Genomic DNA, 16734 nt, shown 5'->3' on the forward strand with positions numbered 1-16734 from the left:
TCGCGTTGGAGGGCTGCTTGAGCAGGCAACATGGAGGTTGCTGATGGATTTCGAACGGCTTGAAGTGTGGCAGCGTGGAAAGGCGTTGTCTGTTGCCATGTACAGAGCGCTGGCAAACTGCCCCGATTACGGGTTTCGGAACCAGCTGACACGGGCCGCGCTGTCTATTCCCAGTAATATTGCCGAGGGGATGGAATGTGGAGGTAACGCCGAGAAGCGGTATTTTCTCAGCGTCGCCAAGGGCTCATGCGCTGAGGTGCGAACCCAGTTGATGGTGGGGCAGGAGATAGAGTTTCTGGAATTGACACTGGCCACACACTGGATCAGTGAGACCCGCGAGCTGTCGCGCATGCTGACAGGCTTGATTAACCGAATTACCGAATAGCTGCAGGGGCCGCTTGTCGCTTGCAGCTTGCAGCTTGGAGCTTTGATAGATGTCGCATCAATCCGATCTGATCAGCCAGGACATCCTGGCCTACCTGAGCCAGCACGAACGCAAGGAACTGCTGCGCTTTCTGACCTGCGGTAACGTCGACGACGGCAAGAGCACGCTGATTGGGCGTCTGCTGCACGACTCCAAGATGATCTATGAAGATCACATGGAAGCCATCACCCGTGACTCCAAGAAGTCTGGTACCACCGGTGAGGAAGTGGATCTGGCGCTGCTGGTTGATGGTCTGCAGGCCGAGCGTGAGCAGGGCATCACCATCGACGTTGCCTACCGCTACTTCTCCACCGCCAAGCGCAAGTTCATCATCGCCGACACCCCCGGCCATGAGCAGTACACCCGCAACATGGCGACCGGTGCCTCCACCTGTGATCTGGCGATCATTCTGATCGACGCCCGTTATGGTGTGCAGACCCAGACCAAGCGCCACAGTTTTATCGCATCCCTGCTGGGCATCAAGCACATCGTGGTTGCGGTTAACAAGATGGACCTGATGGACTTTGATCAGACCGTCTACGACAAGATTCGCGAAGATTATCTGCAGTTCGCCAGCGGGCTGGAACTGCTCGACGGTGACAAGGTGCAGTTTGTGCCGATGTCTGCTCTCAAGGGCGACAACGTTGTAAACCGCAGCGAGCGCAGCCCCTGGTACACCGGCCCGTCGCTGATGGAAATTCTCGAGACTGTCGAGATCGCCAGCGACCGCAACACCACCGATCTGCGTTTTCCGGTTCAGCTGGTCACCCGCCCGAACCTGAACTTCCGCGGCTTTGCCGGCACCATCGCCTCGGGTGTGGTGCGCAAGGGCGACGAGCTGACCGTTTTGCCGTCCGGTAAGGGCAGCCGCGTCAAATCCATCGTCACCTTTGATGGTGAGCTGGAAGAAGCCGGGCCAGGTCAGGCAGTCACCCTGACGCTGGAAGACGAAATCGATATCTCCCGTGGCGACATGCTGTGCCACGCCGACAATCGCCCGCTGATCGGTGATCAGTTTGAAGCGACCCTGGTGTGGATGGCCGAGCAGCCGATGCAGCCGGGCCGCAAGTACGACATCAAGCGCGCTACCAGCTACAGTCCGGCGTCCTTTACCCGCATTCAGCATCGTATCGACGTGAACACCATGGAGCAGCAGCCCGCTGCCCAGCTGGCGCTGAACGAGATTGGTCGGGTACAGGTTGCGCTGGAACGTCCGATTGCCTATGACGACTATCAGACCAACCACACCTCCGGTGCATTTATCGTCATCGACCGCATGACCAACGGCACAGTAGGCGCGGGCATGATCGTCGCCAAGGCGCAGGATGGCCAGAACACCACGGGTGGTCACCATGGCCGTCTGGCCCACGTAACGGCGACCGAACGGGCCGAGCGCTTTGGGCAGGAGCCGGTTACCGTCCTGTTCACCGGTCTGTCCGGTGCAGGCAAGAGCTCCATCGCCTACGCGCTGGAACGCAAGCTGTTTGACGCTGGCCGTGCCTGCTACGTGCTGGATGGCAAGGTCCTGCGTCAAGACCTGAGCAAGGGGCTGGCGATGGACGCTGCCGGCCGTGCCGAGAACCTGCACAAGGGTGCACGTATTGCGCGTCAGATGAATGAAGCGGGCCTGATTGCCATCGGTGCCTTCGTTGCGCCGACCGAGGAAAGCCGCGCCACCGCGCGTCACATCCTCGGCGACCGCTGCCTGCTGGTTCACCTGAACACCCCGCTGGAGGTCTGCCAGCAACGTGACCCGTCCGGTATCTACGCGGCCAACGTCGAAGGCACCATTCCCGGTGTGTCCTTCCCGTATGAAGCGCCGACCGATGCCGATCTGGTGCTCAACACCGCCGAGCTGGATCTGGACGGCTGCGTTGAACAGGTGGTTGGCCTGCTGCGTGAGCGCAAGCTGATCTGACCGGTTGTTGAAAGGGGCTCGCCATGACGCCAGCGGATATCGACTTTATGCGGCTGGCGCTCGCCGAAGCCCGGCTGGCTGCCGAACGGGGCGAAGTCCCGGTCGGCGCCGTGCTGGTTCAGGATGGCAAGGTGATCGGCCGGGGCTTCAACCAGCCGATCACCAGCCTTGACCCCAGCGCGCACGCCGAGATGGTTGCTATCCGCCAGGCCGCAACCGCCCTCCAGAACTACCGCCTGCCCGGCACCACCCTCTACGTCACCCTCGAACCCTGCACCATGTGCTCTGGTCTGCTGATCCACAGCCGCATCGCGCGCCTGGTTTACGGCGCCAGCGAACCCCGCGCCGGCGCCGTCGCCAGCCGCAGTCAGGTGCTGGATCAACCGTGGATGAACCACCGCATGCAAGTGGAGGGCGGGGTGTTGGCCGAGGAGTGTGGGGCGCTGTTGTCGGCGTTTTTCAGGGACAGGCGGAAGGCGTAGCCTTCCAGCTGCAAGCCACAAGCCGCAAGCCGCAAGCCACAAGCCACAAGCAAAACCCGTGCGGTGTTGAATCGCGCGGGTTTTTTTATGGTTCTTTGCGGCGTGGCGGTGCGCGCGAGGTGTTTCATCCCGTTCGTCGGCAACCTCCCTGTAGGGCGGACAAAGCCAAAGGCGTGTCCGCCGAGGCGGCATCAAGTCTGCATGAGGGTATGACGGCTCACTGCGCGGCGCAGGTGGTTTTGCTTTTAGCTTGAGGCTTGCCGCTTATAGCTTGCAGCTGTGTAGCGCTGCGCTACACCCCATCCGGCAACTGCTCGAGAATCCCCGGTGCGTGGTATTGCTCGGCGGGTTGCTGGCGGGATTCGGATTGGGGTTGGGTGACCCATTGCAGGATGTCGTAGTAGCGACGGATGTTCTGCACGTAGTGCACCGGTTCAGAGCCGCGGGCGTAGCCGTAGCGGGTCTTGCTGTACCACTGCTTCTTTTGCAGCAGTGGCAGAAAATCCTTCACATCAATCCAGCGGTTCGGGTCGCGGCCACCCTCGGCGGTGAGTTTGCGTGCGTCATCGAGGTGGCCAAGGCCGACGTTATAGGCTGCCAGCGCGAACCAGGTGCGGTCCGGCTCCGGAATGTCCGCGGGAATCTGGTCGCGTACCCAGATCAGGTAGCGGGCGCCGCCGTTGATGCTTTGCTGCGGATCAACCCGGTTGGTGACGCCGACAAACTTGGCGGTCGGCAGGGTCAGCATCATCAGGCCACGTACGCCGGTTGCCGAGCGGGCGTCCGGATCCCACAGCGACTCCTGGTAGCTCATGGCGGCCAGCAGCCGCCAGTCCAAACCGTTCTGATCGCCGGCCTGGCGCAGATAGGTCTCGTAGCGCGGCAGGCGGGTCTGCATGTGGGTGGCGAAGGCGCGGGCACCGACGTAATCGAGTACGTCCGAGTGGCCGTAGAAGCGCTCGATCAACTGGTCCAGCGTGCCGTCGTCCTTGATCGCGGCGAAGAAGCCATTAACCGCATCCAGCAGCGTGGTATCGGTATATTCGCGCAGCGCCCAGGCCATCGGCTGGCCATCACCGAGGTCAAAGGCCACGCTGACCGCCGGATAGAACGCCTGATTGACCACCAGTTCGTTGGAGTAGACCACCGCGCTGTCGATCTCGCCGTCGTTGACCATGCGCAGCAGGTCGACGACTTCCACGTTGTCGGATTCTTCGAAGGTCAGCTCCGGGTGGCTGGCCTGCAGCTCCCGTAACTGGTCAGCCAGGGTGCTGCCCTTGAGTACCATCAGGCGCTTGTCGTACAGATCTTCAATGCTGCGCGGTTTGCGACTGCCGCGGCGGTAGACGACCTGAGGGATGACGTCGAGATACGGCGTGGCAAACCGGACCTGTTCGCTGCGCGCCGGGTTGACCGTTAGCCCGGCTGCAGCCAGCTGCGGGCCGTCGGCATCAGCAAGCTGGTGGTAAAGGCTGTCCACGGTGTCGGCGGTCTGCATGTCCAGTGACACGCCCAGGCTGTCGGCAAAGCGCTTGGCCAGCTCATACTCAAGACCGGTATCACCGTTACGATCCTGGTAGTAGGTGGTAGGCGTATTGCGGGTGATCACCCGCAGTGAGCCAGCCTCCTGAATCTGCTCCAGTTGACTGCTTTGCTCACAGGCGGCCAGCAGAACAGCGCAGAGCGCGGTGGCCAGAGCCTTGAAACGGGGAGGGTGAAAGGCTGGTCGATGCATGGCGCCAGTATAGGCAAAAGCGCGGTGCGGCAATAGTCGCCAGTGCAATCGGCACGGCTGGTCGGCCTGCTGCGCACGGCATGGCCCAACCGGCCCGCTTGGGGTATCCTATGCGCCTCTTTTTTCCCACTGTTCGCATCCCGAGGCCGATACCGACATGCATATCCTGCGTGGAGCCCCAGCCCTTTCCGATTTTCGTCGTACCAAGTTGCTCGCCAGGCTGCAAGGCCGCCTTGCCGGAGTGACCGGGGTTTACGCCGAGTTCATGCATTTCGCCGAGCTGAGCAGCGAGCTGGACGAGCAATCCGCGCAGGTGCTTGATCGTCTGCTGCGCTACGGTCCGTCCGTGCCGGTTGAAGAGCCGGCCGGCGAGCTGGTGCTGGTAGTGCCGCGTTTTGGCACTATCTCTCCCTGGTCCAGCAAGGCGACCGATATCGCCCGCAACTGCGGTCTGAGTCAGGTGCTGCGTCTGGAGCGCGGTATCGCCTATTACGTCACTGGCCAGCTGTCTGCCGATGACCGCACGACGCTGAAAGCCGAGCTGCACGACCGCATGACCGAGCTGGCGCTGGACGATCTGCAGGCCGCTGCGCCGCTGTTTGCCCACACCGAGCCCAAGCCGTTCCAGCGTGTCGACATTCTGGCCGGTGGCCGTGCCGCCCTGGTTGAAGCCAACAGCAGCCTGGGTCTGGCACTGGCCGAAGACGAGATCGACTATCTGGTCGAGAGCTTCACCGGCCTTGGTCGCAACCCGAGCGACGTCGAGCTGATGATGTTCGCCCAGGCCAACTCCGAGCACTGCCGTCACAAGATCTTCAATGCCAGCTGGGATATCGACGGTCAGGCGCAGGACAAGAGCCTGTTCGGCATGATCAAGAACACCTATCAGATGCACAGCGAAGGCGTGCTGTCTGCCTATAAGGACAACGCCGCGGTAATCGAAGGTTTCACCGCTGGCCGTTTCTTCCCGGTGCCGGGCAGTAATGAGTACCGCGCTCACGAAGAGCCTGTACACATCCTGATGAAGGTGGAGACCCACAACCACCCGACCGCGATTGCCCCGTTCCCGGGCGCGTCTACCGGTTCCGGTGGCGAGATTCGTGACGAAGGTGCTACCGGTATCGGCGGCAAGCCGAAGGCCGGCCTGACCGGCTTTACCGTGTCCAACCTGCGTATCCCGGGCTTTGTTCAGCCGTGGGAAGAAGACAACGGCAAGCCCTCGCGCATCGTGACGCCGCTGCAGATCATGATCGAAGGCCCGCTCGGCGGCGCTGCGTTCAACAACGAATTCGGTCGTCCGAACCTGAACGGTTACTTCCGTACCTTCGAGACCACCATCGACTCGCCCCGTGGCCCGGAAACCCGTGGCTACCACAAGCCGATCATGATCGCTGGCGGCATGGGCAACATTCGTGCGACCCACGTCGAGAAGTCCGACATTCCGGTTGGCGCCAAGCTGATCGTGCTCGGTGGCCCGGCGATGCTGATCGGTCTGGGCGGCGGCGCGGCATCTTCCATGGCTACCGGTGCCAGCGCCGAGGACCTGGACTTTGCCTCCGTACAGCGTGAGAACCCGGAAATGGAGCGCCGCTGTCAAGAAGTCATCGACCGCTGCTGGCAGCTGGGCGACAAGAATCCGATCGCCTTTATCCACGACGTGGGCGCGGGTGGTTTGTCCAACGCCTTCCCGGAACTGGTCAACGACGGTGGCCGCGGCGGTCGCTTCGAGCTGCGCAATGTACCGAACGACGAGCCGGGCATGAGCCCGCTGGAAATCTGGTCCAACGAATCCCAGGAACGCTACGTGATGGCCGTGCCGAACGCCGATTTCGAGCGTTTCGAAGCCATCTGCCAGCGTGAGCGTTGCCCCTTCGCCGTGGTTGGTGAAGCGACTGAAGAGCAACTGCTGCTGCTCAACGACAGCCACTTCGACAACCAGCCGGTCGATATGCCGCTCTCGGTTCTGCTCGGCAAGCCGCCGCGCATGCACCGCAGCGTCGAGCGCGAAGCCGAGCAGGGCGACGACTTCAGCGCCAACGAGCTGAACCTGAGCGATGCCGCCGAGCGCGTACTGCGCCTGCCGGCTGTGGCCAGCAAACAGTTCCTGATCACCATCGGCGACCGCAGCATCACCGGTATGGTCACCCGCGACCAGATGGTCGGCCCCTGGCAGGTGCCGGTGGCTGACTGTGCCGTCACCTCCACCAGCTTCGACGTCAACACCGGTGAAGCCATGGCCATGGGTGAGCGCACGCCGCTGGCGCTGCTCAACGCCCCGGCCTCCGGGCGCATGGCGGTTGCCGAGACCGTGACCAACCTGGCTGCCGCGCGTATCGCCAAGCTGTCCGACATCAAACTGTCGGCCAACTGGATGTCTGCTGCCGGTCACCCGGGTGAAGACGCGCGCCTGTACGACACCGTCAAGGCAGTCGGCATGGAGCTGTGCCCCGAGCTGGGCATCACCATTCCGGTCGGCAAGGACTCCATGTCCATGAAGACCCGCTGGGATGAAGCCGGCAAGGAGAAGTCGGTTACCTCGCCGCTGTCGCTGATCGTTACCGGTTTTGCCCCGGTACAGGACGTGCGCGCCACCCTGACCCCGCAACTGCGTCTGGATCACGGCGCTACCGACCTGATCCTGATTGATCTGGGTCGTGGTCAGAACCGCTTGGGCGGTTCTGCACTGGCGCAGGTCTACAACAAAATCGGCCAGCAGGTACCGGATCTGGACGACGCCGAAGACCTCAAGGCCTTCTTTGCCGTGGTCCAGGGCCTGAACCAGGACGAGCTGCTGCTTGCCTACCACGACCGTTCCGATGGTGGCCTGTTTGCGACTCTGACCGAGATGGCGTTTGCTGCCCGCTGCGGCTTGAACATTAACCTCGACGTACTGGCGCAGGACGCTAGCGCGCTGGCCGAGGTGCTGTTCAACGAAGAGCTGGGTGCAGTCATTCAGGTCTCTCAGGACGACACCGAAGAAGTATTGGCGCAGCTGTCGGCAGCCGGTCTGGGCGATTGCAGCGCAGTGATCGGCCAACCGAGCAGCGAGCAGAGCATTCGCTTCGAGTTCAATGGCAAGCCGGTGCTGGAGAACACCCGTGCGGTCTGGCAACAGGCCTGGAGCGAAACCAGCTGGCAGATTCAGCGCCTGCGTGAAAACGCCGAGTGCGCCGATCAGGAATTCGAGAACATCGCCGACGACGCCAACCCGGGTCTGCACGCGCTGCTCAGCTTCGACATCAACGACGACGTTGCCGCACCGCTCATCAGCAATGGGGTGCGCCCGCGTGTCGCCATTCTGCGCGAGCAGGGTGTCAATGGTCAGGTCGAGATGGCGGCAGCCTTCAATCGCGCCGGTTTCAGCGCGGTCGACGTGCACATGAGCGACATCCTCAGCGGCCGCGTTGACCTGACCGACTTCCGCGGTCTGGTCGCCTGCGGCGGCTTCTCCTACGGCGACGTTCTCGGCGCCGGCGAGGGCTGGGCCAAGTCGATTCTGTTCAACAGCATCGCCCGTGAAGCCTTCACCGCGTTCTTTGCCCGCCCGGACACCTTCGCCCTTGGCGTGTGCAACGGCTGCCAGATGCTCTCCAACCTGCGTGAGCTGATCCCGGGCAGCGACCACTGGCCGCGCTTTGTGCGCAACCGTTCCGAGCAGTTCGAGGCGCGGGTTGCCATGGTTGAAGTCCAGCCCTCGCCGTCGATCTTCCTCAGTGGCATGGTTGGCAGCCGCCTGCCGATTGCCATCGCCCACGGTGAAGGTCACGCCGAGTTCGCCAGCAGCGCCGCCGTTGATGCCTGTGAAGCCGCCAACGCGGTTGCCCTGCGCTACGTCGACAACCGTGGCCGCATGACCGAGCGCTACCCGGCCAACCCGAACGGCTCGCCGCGCGGCATCACCGGCCTGACCACCCGCGACGGTCGCGTCACCATCATGATGCCGCACCCCGAACGCGTGTTCCGCGCGGTGCAGAACTCCTGGCATCCGGATGACTGGAGCGAGGATGGCGGCTGGATGCGCATGTTCCGCAACGCCCGTGTGTGGGTCGGCTAAACGACCGCTGCACTATCAACAGCCCCGGCCTCGTGCCGGGGTTGTTCGTTTAAACAGAGTTGTTTTGCCGTTGTGACTGCGGCCAGCTAAACCTGTGCCTTACCGCAGGGGCGCTGAATGCCGCGCCCGAGCGCGGTCTGACGGCCGCGCAGCGTTTCGGGGGATAGACAGCCCATTACGCCCTGCAATAGTCTTGAAGCAGGAAACGGATTGCCCGGCTAAGCCAAAGGCCTACCCGAGCGGACTTTGCACCCCGGCAAAGGCATTACCAAGGACATGGGTATAAATCTGCGTAGTACGCACATCGGCATGCCCCAGCAGCGTCTGCACCGCATTGACATGCAGATGGTGCCGCACGATGTTGCCCTCATCGTCAGCACACAACCCCTGCGAGGGGAACAGCCACTGCCACTCAAGCGACCGCGCCGCGTTAGGGTATTTACGCCGCAGCGCGCAGGGCAGGCTGGCATCGCACTGGTAAAACGCATCCTGCTTGCGCCAGGCACGCTGGATGCGCGCTCTGCGTGCACACAGTGGCTCAATCAGCGACGTCGGCAGCAGCGTCGTGCGGTCCTTGTCCCCTTTGCCGCTGCGCACCGTGATGATCTGGCGGTCGAAGTCGATGTCTTTGATACGCAGCCGACAGGCTTCAACAACACGCAGCCCCGAACCGTACATCAGCGACGCGATCAGCTTGTGAGGCTCCTGCAGCAGGGCGATGATCTGGGTTGTTTCACCGTGCGTCAGCACTGTCGGGATACGTGCAGGGCGCTTCGCCCGCACTGTGTCACCGATATCACCCAGTGGCCGATCAAGCACCTTCCCGTAAAGAAACACCAGAGCATTAAGTGCCTGATTCTGCGTAGCGGCAGCCACATGCCGGCTGACAGCCAGCCAGGTCAAAAAAGCGCTGACCTCGGCAGGCCCCATTTCCAGAGGGTGACGCATCTGGTGATAACGCAGGAAGTAGCGTATCCAGTACCAATAGGTCTTCTCGGTGCGAATGCTGTAGTGATTCACCCTGATGACGTTACGAAACTGTTCGCGCAGCCGCGGTTTGGCTGGTGTGGTGTCCATATCGCATCCATGCTGTATGTTTGTACAGTATTATTGGTTGCGCAAAAAGAGGAAGTCAAGCGAATACAGATGGTATGCGGCGACAACAATCTAACCAATTGTTTTAAAGAGAATTTTTAGTTGTTTGATAACCTGGGCGAGACGTTGTTATGAAGAAGTCACGAATATGCAGTCATAAAGCCGTCGGTCCACTCAACTGTTAAAGGGCTTATCGAATTATGGCGCGAAATCCAAATACAACATGGGAAATGCTTGATCATGCGATGACGCATTATCAAACGTTTATCTCAAATAAGCCTCTACGACTCTCGTTAAGTATTGTTGATTTGTTGCATGTAAGTAATTTTAAAGGCGGCAATGCTTCTATTACTGAGCCTGAGGCGACACTAGGCAGTAAATTGAAGAGTTATGAGGCGGTGCTTTCTGATATCGGTAAAAAGTTCAATGGCAAAACACTTGCTCAGCTAGATGAGCAAGAAACAGTTGAACTCATTAGCCTATGTAAAAAAGTTACTGATTTAACAAAGTTGAATACTACCAAAATAAGGGGTTTCGGCGCTTCATACGCTTCAGCGTTGTTGTCAGCGCACTTTATGAACCTTATCCCAGTTCTTGATCGGCGAATACTAAATGGTGCGTGCATTAAGGTTGAGTACGATAATCAAAAGCAAGTTAAAGATATCGCCCAGCACTACGGAGACCTGATAAAAGCGTGCCGGGCTGAACTGCAAAAAAGAAATGGTTTGACCCTGCGCTCTTTGGACAAAGAATGGTTTACAAAATCCCTTTAACAAGCGCAAGCACGCGGACAAACCTACGCTGCGCTTCGGTTTGCCGGTGTTGCGGGCGTTAGAGCAAGAGGCACGCTGTGGCCGAAATGAAAATTAAGAAGTTGTAATAATTATCGTCAGCGCTATAGCGGCAGTTTCAACGAGGTGTACCGTTTTTATTGAAAGTAATTTCAACTTAAAAGACACCTGGAAAGTGTTTGGGTTTATTATTTAATGACACGGAAGGTCGATGGTGGGTTGGGGTTTAGCTTGAAAAACTCCAAATGAAAATATAGGCGTTTGGATAAAGGGTAATCTGATGTTGGGTCAATTAGAATTAGATAAAAAAATGGATAACCATAAACGGTTGAGGAATAGGGTTGCGGAGTTAGAAGCGACTGTTGCTGATATTTTTCCGAGCTGTAATCTTGATGCCCTACTGGGAACGCTTAATACCTTTTTTAAAGATGGTGATAATGATGGGTATATCTATTATGTTGATGGCGTTACGGTCGATATTATCGAAATTATAGGCTTATTTGAGGGTGTGCTGATCGGTCTGGCTGGTGAAGTAAACTCGTCGAAGTATAAAGAAATGGTGCTGGACATTATTGGCTGGAATCTTGAGTACCATTACTTGACCAGTGATTCTGATGGGGCTCCTTTTAAAGAGCTTTTTGCATTCAATATAGTGGTCTTTATTCTCAATAACTGGAGGGAGATGGGCGGAGTTAATATAAATGAAGACATTATCTCGGTTGTAATTGAGTATGCCTTAAAGCACAAGCATGTTCTCTATGAAAAGAAAAAGCTGTTAGTTAAGTCGGATTCTTATGGGTTTGCAAATACTGATTCTTGGGATAAGGAGAAAGACAGTTATTCTTCTAATTTGCTATTAAGTCTTGGCATCTTTTCGGAGGAAAAGGATTTATTTGTTTTTAATAAACTAATTTCAAATAGCATTATAGATATGTTGGTGAGCGAGGTTGATGCTGCTGATGATAATCATTCTATAAGAGATCTAGAGAAGTCAAATTATCAAAAAGGGGTGGGGTATGAGGATGAGTGCATAGGCCTGTTTAGAGAGAGTGGGTGGACAGCTTTGGAAACCCCTAAAAGTGGAGACGCTGGGGCTGATATTATAGCTACTAAGCGGGGCCTGAAGGTTGCTGTGCAATGTAAAAACTGGAGCGGCAATGTTGGCACGACAGCTATCCAAGAAGTAATATCTGCGAAGGGTTATTATGATGCAGATTTTGCAATATTGCTTACTGAAACAAATATCACACGGCAGGCAGAAGTGGTGGCTGAAAAGCTCAAGGTCATTGTGATAAGAAAGTCGGATATACCCGAGCTTGAAGTTTTGATTGTAAAGAAGTTGATCTGATCTTACTTCTTTATGGAGTGTGGGGATGTCATCATGTTGGTAGTCATATTTGAAACGGCAACAGACTTTCAGTACATCGAAATATGAAAAAACAATAGAAACAGCGATTTTTTTTGCACAAGGCACCGCTCTAACAAGGCATTCCATCGGACAAGCCGCTGAATGCGGCGTTATACAGACAATTTGTCGTTCAAAATTTATACATATCACCTACTTATCTGACACCCGCCCCACCGGCTGGTGAATTTATCCACCTTAGCGCGCGGGTGCACCATGGCCGTTACGCTTCATCTTGTTGCTGCACTCTGGGCGTTGCTCGCCGGGGGCTTTCAGTTGCTGACCCGCAAGGGGACGCGGTTGCATAGGGTTGTGGGCTGGTCGTGGATGACGGCGATGGTGATTGTGGCCGTGTCTTCGTTCTGGCTGACCGGCTTTATGGATGTGTTCCATGGTTACAGCCCTATCCATCTGCTGTCGGTCTGGGTGCTGGTGTGTGTGGCTGTCTCGGTGTATTCGGCCCGAGCCGGCCATATCAGGCGGCACCGCGCCTTTGCGGTCGGTGCCTTTATCGGCGTTATCGGAGCCGGGCTGGGTGCATTGGCGCCGGGGCGGCTGATTTATCAGTGGCTGGTCGGTTGATCTGTGAGCCTTCGCCGACTAGCGCCGGCTCACTGCGTTGGCGACAGGCTTTCCCTTGCGATGCAGGCGCGCAGGTCGTCGAGAGCGAGTGGTCTGGCGAACAGGTAGCCCTGGAAATGGTCGCAGCCGCAGGTGATCAGGCACTGCAGCTGCTCCTCGGTTTCAACGCCTTCTGCCAGCACGGTCATGCCGTAGTTCTGGCCGATGGCAATGATGTTCTGCACCATGGCCAGGGCGGTCTTGTCGTCGGTGACGTGATCGACAAAGCTTTTGTCGATCTTGACCTCGTGAAACGGCAGCGAGCGCAGGGTGCTCAGCGAGGAATAGCCGGTACCAAAGTCATCGAGTGACATCCGCACGCCGGCGTCCTTGGCGCGGGTCAGGACGTGGTGGATCTGCTCGATGTCTTCAATCAGTAGATTTTCCGTGACTTCGATACATATCTGCTCAAAGCCCAGCAGGCTGCTGTCGATCCGTTCCAGCAGCTGATCGATAAAGCCGTTTTCCATCAACTGCCGGGCGGAGACGTTGATCGACAGGCTGAAGGTCTTGCCGGTTTGCTGTTGCAGCCCTGCGATGTCGGCCAGCGCCCGGTCAATGATGTGGTAACCAAGGGTGGTGATCAGCCCAGAGTGCTCGGCAATCGGGATGAAGGCGTCCGGCGGCACACTGCCCAGAACCGGGCTTTGCCAGCGTACCAGTGCTTCCACTCCATACATGCGGCCATGCTGGTCAACCTGAGGCTGATAGACCAGGAAGATCTCGCCGCGGGTTTCGGCGCCACGCAGATGTTGTTCGATCCTGACCCGGTACAGGTATTGCTCTTCCAGATCGGTACGGAAGAAGCGCAGGGTGTTGCGCTCCTTCTTGGCCTCATACATGGCCACATCCGCCGCGCGCAGCAGCTCGTCGAGGGTGGTGCCATGCTCCGGGTAGCGCGCCACACCGATACTGCAGCCGGGGGAGAAGGTCATATTGGAGAAGGCAATATTGGCGCAAATGGCGTTAATTTGCCGGCCAACCCGCTCCTCGGCGGCGGTACTGTCGGCATGGGTGGCAATCAACAGCACAAACTCGTCACCGCCGTGCCGCACCAGCAGGGTGTCTTCACGCAGGGCCTGCTCGAAGCGGCGTGCCAGCTCTACCAGGATCTGATCACCAATGCTGTGGCCGAAATGGTCGTTGATGCCCTTGAAGTGGTCGAGGTCGATGAACAGCAGTGAGAAGTTCTGTTTTCCTGTCTGCCACTGGTCAAAGGCCTCCAGCAGAAAGTTGCGATTGGGCAGGCCGGTCAGGGTGTCGTGATCGGCCTGATATTGCAGCTGCTGGCGGCGGTGTTGCTGCTCCCGGTCGATAAAGCGAAACAGGTAGAACATGCTGATCAGAAACGCCGCGGCCAACGCAATATAAAGCGTTGCAGTCTTGAGGAATTGATTGATCAGATAGCCTTCTTCAACTTCAGACAGCAGCCAGAATTCGTACCGGGGGTTGTAGAGTGCGACGCCACGGACGTGCTCTCTGTCCGAATTGGTATCCCATCTGAAGGTGATGGTGGCCTGACGCTCTGAGGGATGCTCAGGTTCGCGCTGGCCCTGTTGAAGGGCCTGCATGAGCTGCCGATACTGCGTTTCCGGCAGGGGCTGGACGAAGAAGTCAGCGATCAGCTCCCCGTTAGTCGCGTACTGGATATAGCGATCACGGGTGCGAAGAATGGTGATGCGGTTATGTGGACCGAGGACGGCCGCATGGGCGAAATGACCGCTGTCCGCCTGGATTTTCAGTGCGCCGGTCATGATGCCCAGCAACTTCCCGTCAGTATCGCGAATGGCCTTTCTGGCCGGGATTACCAGTCTGGGAGCGTTGTAGGTTCGCCCGAGGACCATTTTGTCGCTTTCGATGGCGTATACGAAGGAGTCTTTCGATTCGGGCTGTTGCAGCAGGTTTGGCGGGTCGGGCCTGACCAGATTGGAGGTTGTGTCCAGCACCGTACCGTCTCTGGATACCAGGGCGAAGCCGGCAAAAAAAGCCGGATTGATATTCATCAGCCGGTCCAGCTCGGATCGGATATCGGCGCTGCCTGCACGCTGGCGTAGGAGGATGTCCTGACCAATCAGGGTGATGATGGTTTCCTGCTGCTCCAGCAGCGATGAAAAGCTGCCGAACCACTGCTTGACCAGGCTGCGTTGGGAGGCCTCGGTCTGCGCAGTCAGATACTGCCAGTGGACATACGTGAGGCCGGCCAGCGCAATGACCGCAGTAGCACACAGCAGCTTATAGAGCAGCCAGATGTTGCGCCTGATAGACAGCGGTCTGAATCCCATTCAGCTTCTCTTTGTATTGGGCGGCGTGTTGCTCGGTGACGACGTGATGGTACGGATGCTCCCAGCATAGGCGCCATACGGCGTTCAGGCTGTGGATAACTTCAATACTAGTTAATTTATAGGCAGAGCTCGCTTCCGGGTGGACAGCGATATACGCGCCTGTCGCCGCGTGCAATGCCACATCTTTTTTATGGTCTTTACCGCCAAATGGCATTAGGCCATGTTGGCGTGCGACTGGCAATGGGGGCTGGTCGGGCTGGGGGAGAGGCGGGGTTGGCAGGCAGCCCGAATAGTCTCATTCGGGCGGGGGGGCGCGATCTGGTGGCTGACCGCGGTGCTGTCAGTTGGCGAACTTGTCTTTCATCAGATAGGCGAATGCGGTGTTGAAGGCGGGTTCCTGATAGGCCTTCAGCCCGGTTTCAGAGAACAGGACCGGAATGGGGTTGCGCTTGATCGACTCCTTGATATCGGTTGGTGACATGATCACCACGTCCAGATCGGCAATCAGCTCGATCGCGGCTTCCAGTTTGAAGCCCACGGCACCGCCGGCAAACTTGCCCTTCATCGGCCGCTGGCGGATAACGACCTTGTCGACCTTGTAGTCGTGCATCAGCTTGGCAAAGGTCTGCTGAAAATGGCGCAGCGCGCCGGTGCTGTTGCTGTCGGTCAGGCTGATCCGGCGTGCGCGGAAATCAGGCAGCTGGAACAGCTCGTCATCGAGTGCCAGCAGGCAGACATTGGCATCGTTACTGTTGAGGTCAACACCACACACTTTCATAAAAAATCCAATCCCGTTCGTTCGGCGCAGTATAGCGCAGTGACAGTCCCGACTGCGCGTGCAGGTGTGAGCCGGTTCCCACACTATTCTTAGAGTCCTTGCCCGCTGCATCGATGCCATTAGGCTGGGGCGCTTTGATCGATCTCGGCGCTGGCGCGCTGCTGGCCTTGGCCCGAACAGGGAGGTTTCTGTGCGCATATGGATACGCCGAGCGTTGCTCTTTTGTGCCTTGCTGCACCTGCCGGCGAGCGCCGACAGCGGTTTGATGCTGGCCGAGGTTTATCGTGGTGAAGGGACGGTTGCGGACTACTGGGTCAGCGAGAAGCTCGACGGCGTTCGCGCGCGCTGGGACGGTCGGCAGTTGCTGAGTCGTGGCGGTTACCGCATCAATGCGCCGGCGGAGTTCATCCTCGGTTGGCCGGTACTGCCGATGGATGGTGAGTTGTGGCTCGGACGTGGGCGGTTTGATGAGGTCAGTGCACTGGCTCGCCGCCAGCAGGCGAGCGTCGCTGACTGGCAGGGGGTGCGCTTTATGGTGTTTGACCTGCCCGAGCACGGCGGTGACTTCAGCGCCCGGGTGCTGGCGATGCGCGAGCTGGCCGGTTTGCAGCTCGCTTCACTGCAGCCGGTGGCGCAGCAGCGGCTGGGAAGCGCCGACGAACTGGATGCGCTGCTTGAGCGTACGGTGGCTGGTGGCGGCGAGGGGTTGATGCTCCACCACGCCAGCGCGCGCTACCGCGCCGGGCGTCATCCGTTGTTGCTCAAATACAAGCCGTTCGAGGATGCCGAGGCACGGGTTGTCGGTTATACCGCTGGCCTCGGCAAATACCGGGGGCAGGTGGGCGCTCTGCTGGTCGAAGATGGGGCCGGGCGGCGATTTCGGCTGGGTAGCGGCCTGAGTGATGCGCAGCGCCAGTCTCCACCGGCCATTGGTACGCTGGTGACCTATCGCTTTAATGGCCTGACCTCTGGCGGTCTGCCGCGTTTTGCCCGCTTTCTGCGGGTCAGGACGGATGCCGGGTTGAATGAGCCTGCCGCAACCCCCTGACCGGGTGTGATGCCGTGCGCACGTCAGTGCTGGTTATCGGGCGCATGCTCTTGCCGTGAACCCGACGCTGATAGCGCGGTCTATCCGACCACCGCCTCCGC

The 16734-nt window shown here is 58.6% G+C and carries 12 protein-coding genes; 8 read left to right on the forward strand and 4 right to left on the reverse strand.

The window, feature by feature from the left end; genetic code table 11:
- The first annotated feature begins 43 nt into the window (after positions 1 to 43).
- From O5O48_RS08945 to tadA, 3 genes are read left to right on the forward strand one after another with little or no spacing between them, the layout of a single operon-like run.
- Positions 44 to 385 carry a four helix bundle protein gene (locus tag O5O48_RS08945; protein ID WP_269688652.1) on the forward strand — a complete coding sequence of 114 codons (342 nt, stop codon included), beginning with the start codon at positions 44 to 46 and terminating at the stop codon, positions 383 to 385.
- Between the two features lie 49 nt (positions 386 to 434).
- Entirely contained in the window at positions 435 to 2342 is a 1908-nt protein-coding gene (gene cysN / locus O5O48_RS08950; RefSeq protein WP_269688653.1) for a sulfate adenylyltransferase subunit CysN, read from the forward strand.
- A gap of 23 nt (positions 2343 to 2365) precedes the next feature.
- Positions 2366 to 2824, forward strand: coding sequence for a tRNA adenosine(34) deaminase TadA (gene tadA, locus O5O48_RS08955; protein ID WP_269688654.1), 459 nt, complete (start codon positions 2366 to 2368; stop codon positions 2822 to 2824).
- Positions 2825 to 3116: 292 nt separating this feature from the next.
- Here the strand turns inward: tadA and mltF are convergent, their stop codons facing one another.
- Positions 3117 to 4559 carry a membrane-bound lytic murein transglycosylase MltF gene (mltF, locus tag O5O48_RS08960; protein ID WP_088273895.1) on the reverse strand — a complete coding sequence of 481 codons (1443 nt, stop codon included), beginning with the start codon at positions 4557 to 4559 and terminating at the stop codon, positions 3117 to 3119.
- 157 nt (positions 4560 to 4716) lie between these two features.
- On the opposite strand from mltF, the gene purL reads away from it, so the two are divergent.
- A complete protein-coding gene (gene purL / locus O5O48_RS08965) occupies positions 4717 to 8613 on the forward strand; it encodes a phosphoribosylformylglycinamidine synthase (RefSeq protein WP_269688655.1) in 3897 nt (1298 codons plus the stop codon).
- A gap of 231 nt (positions 8614 to 8844) precedes the next feature.
- On the opposite strand, the gene O5O48_RS08970 is transcribed toward purL, so the two are convergent.
- Positions 8845 to 9690 (reverse strand): integron integrase, encoded by an 846-nt coding sequence (locus tag O5O48_RS08970; protein WP_269688656.1) that lies wholly within the window; start codon positions 9688 to 9690, stop codon positions 8845 to 8847.
- A gap of 218 nt (positions 9691 to 9908) precedes the next feature.
- Here O5O48_RS08970 and O5O48_RS08975 point away from each other — a divergent pair, with 218 nt between their 5' ends.
- The 3 genes from O5O48_RS08975 to O5O48_RS08985 all read left to right on the forward strand — a co-directional run bounded on the left by O5O48_RS08975 (position 9909) and on the right by O5O48_RS08985 (position 12486).
- On the forward strand, positions 9909 to 10481 hold the full coding sequence (locus O5O48_RS08975; protein WP_269686801.1) for a hypothetical protein: 573 nt from the start codon (positions 9909 to 9911) through the stop codon (positions 10479 to 10481).
- A 298-nt stretch (positions 10482 to 10779) separates the two neighbouring features.
- Complete coding sequence (locus O5O48_RS08980; RefSeq protein ID WP_269686802.1) at positions 10780 to 11847, forward strand: restriction endonuclease; 1068 nt, start codon at positions 10780 to 10782, stop codon at positions 11845 to 11847.
- 273 nt (positions 11848 to 12120) lie between these two features.
- Positions 12121 to 12486: a DUF2306 domain-containing protein gene (locus O5O48_RS08985; protein WP_269686803.1), complete on the forward strand. Its 366-nt coding sequence runs from the start codon at positions 12121 to 12123 to the stop codon at positions 12484 to 12486.
- Positions 12487 to 12515: 29 nt separating this feature from the next.
- Here the strand turns inward: O5O48_RS08985 and O5O48_RS08990 are convergent, their stop codons facing one another.
- On the reverse strand, positions 12516 to 14807 hold the full coding sequence (locus O5O48_RS08990) for a bifunctional diguanylate cyclase/phosphodiesterase (RefSeq protein ID WP_269686804.1): 2292 nt from the start codon (positions 14805 to 14807) through the stop codon (positions 12516 to 12518).
- Positions 14808 to 15147: 340 nt separating this feature from the next.
- A complete protein-coding gene (locus O5O48_RS08995) occupies positions 15148 to 15585 on the reverse strand; it encodes a DUF3010 family protein (protein WP_228245064.1) in 438 nt (145 codons plus the stop codon).
- A 190-nt stretch (positions 15586 to 15775) separates the two neighbouring features.
- Here O5O48_RS08995 and O5O48_RS09000 point away from each other — a divergent pair, with 190 nt between their 5' ends.
- Positions 15776 to 16633 carry a DNA ligase gene (locus O5O48_RS09000; RefSeq protein WP_269686805.1) on the forward strand — a complete coding sequence of 286 codons (858 nt, stop codon included), beginning with the start codon at positions 15776 to 15778 and terminating at the stop codon, positions 16631 to 16633.
- Positions 16634 to 16734: the final 101 nt, after the last annotated feature.

It is taken from the genome of Halopseudomonas sp. MFKK-1 (assembly GCF_027474385.1).
Classification (GTDB): domain Bacteria; phylum Pseudomonadota; class Gammaproteobacteria; order Pseudomonadales; family Pseudomonadaceae; genus Halopseudomonas; species Halopseudomonas aestusnigri.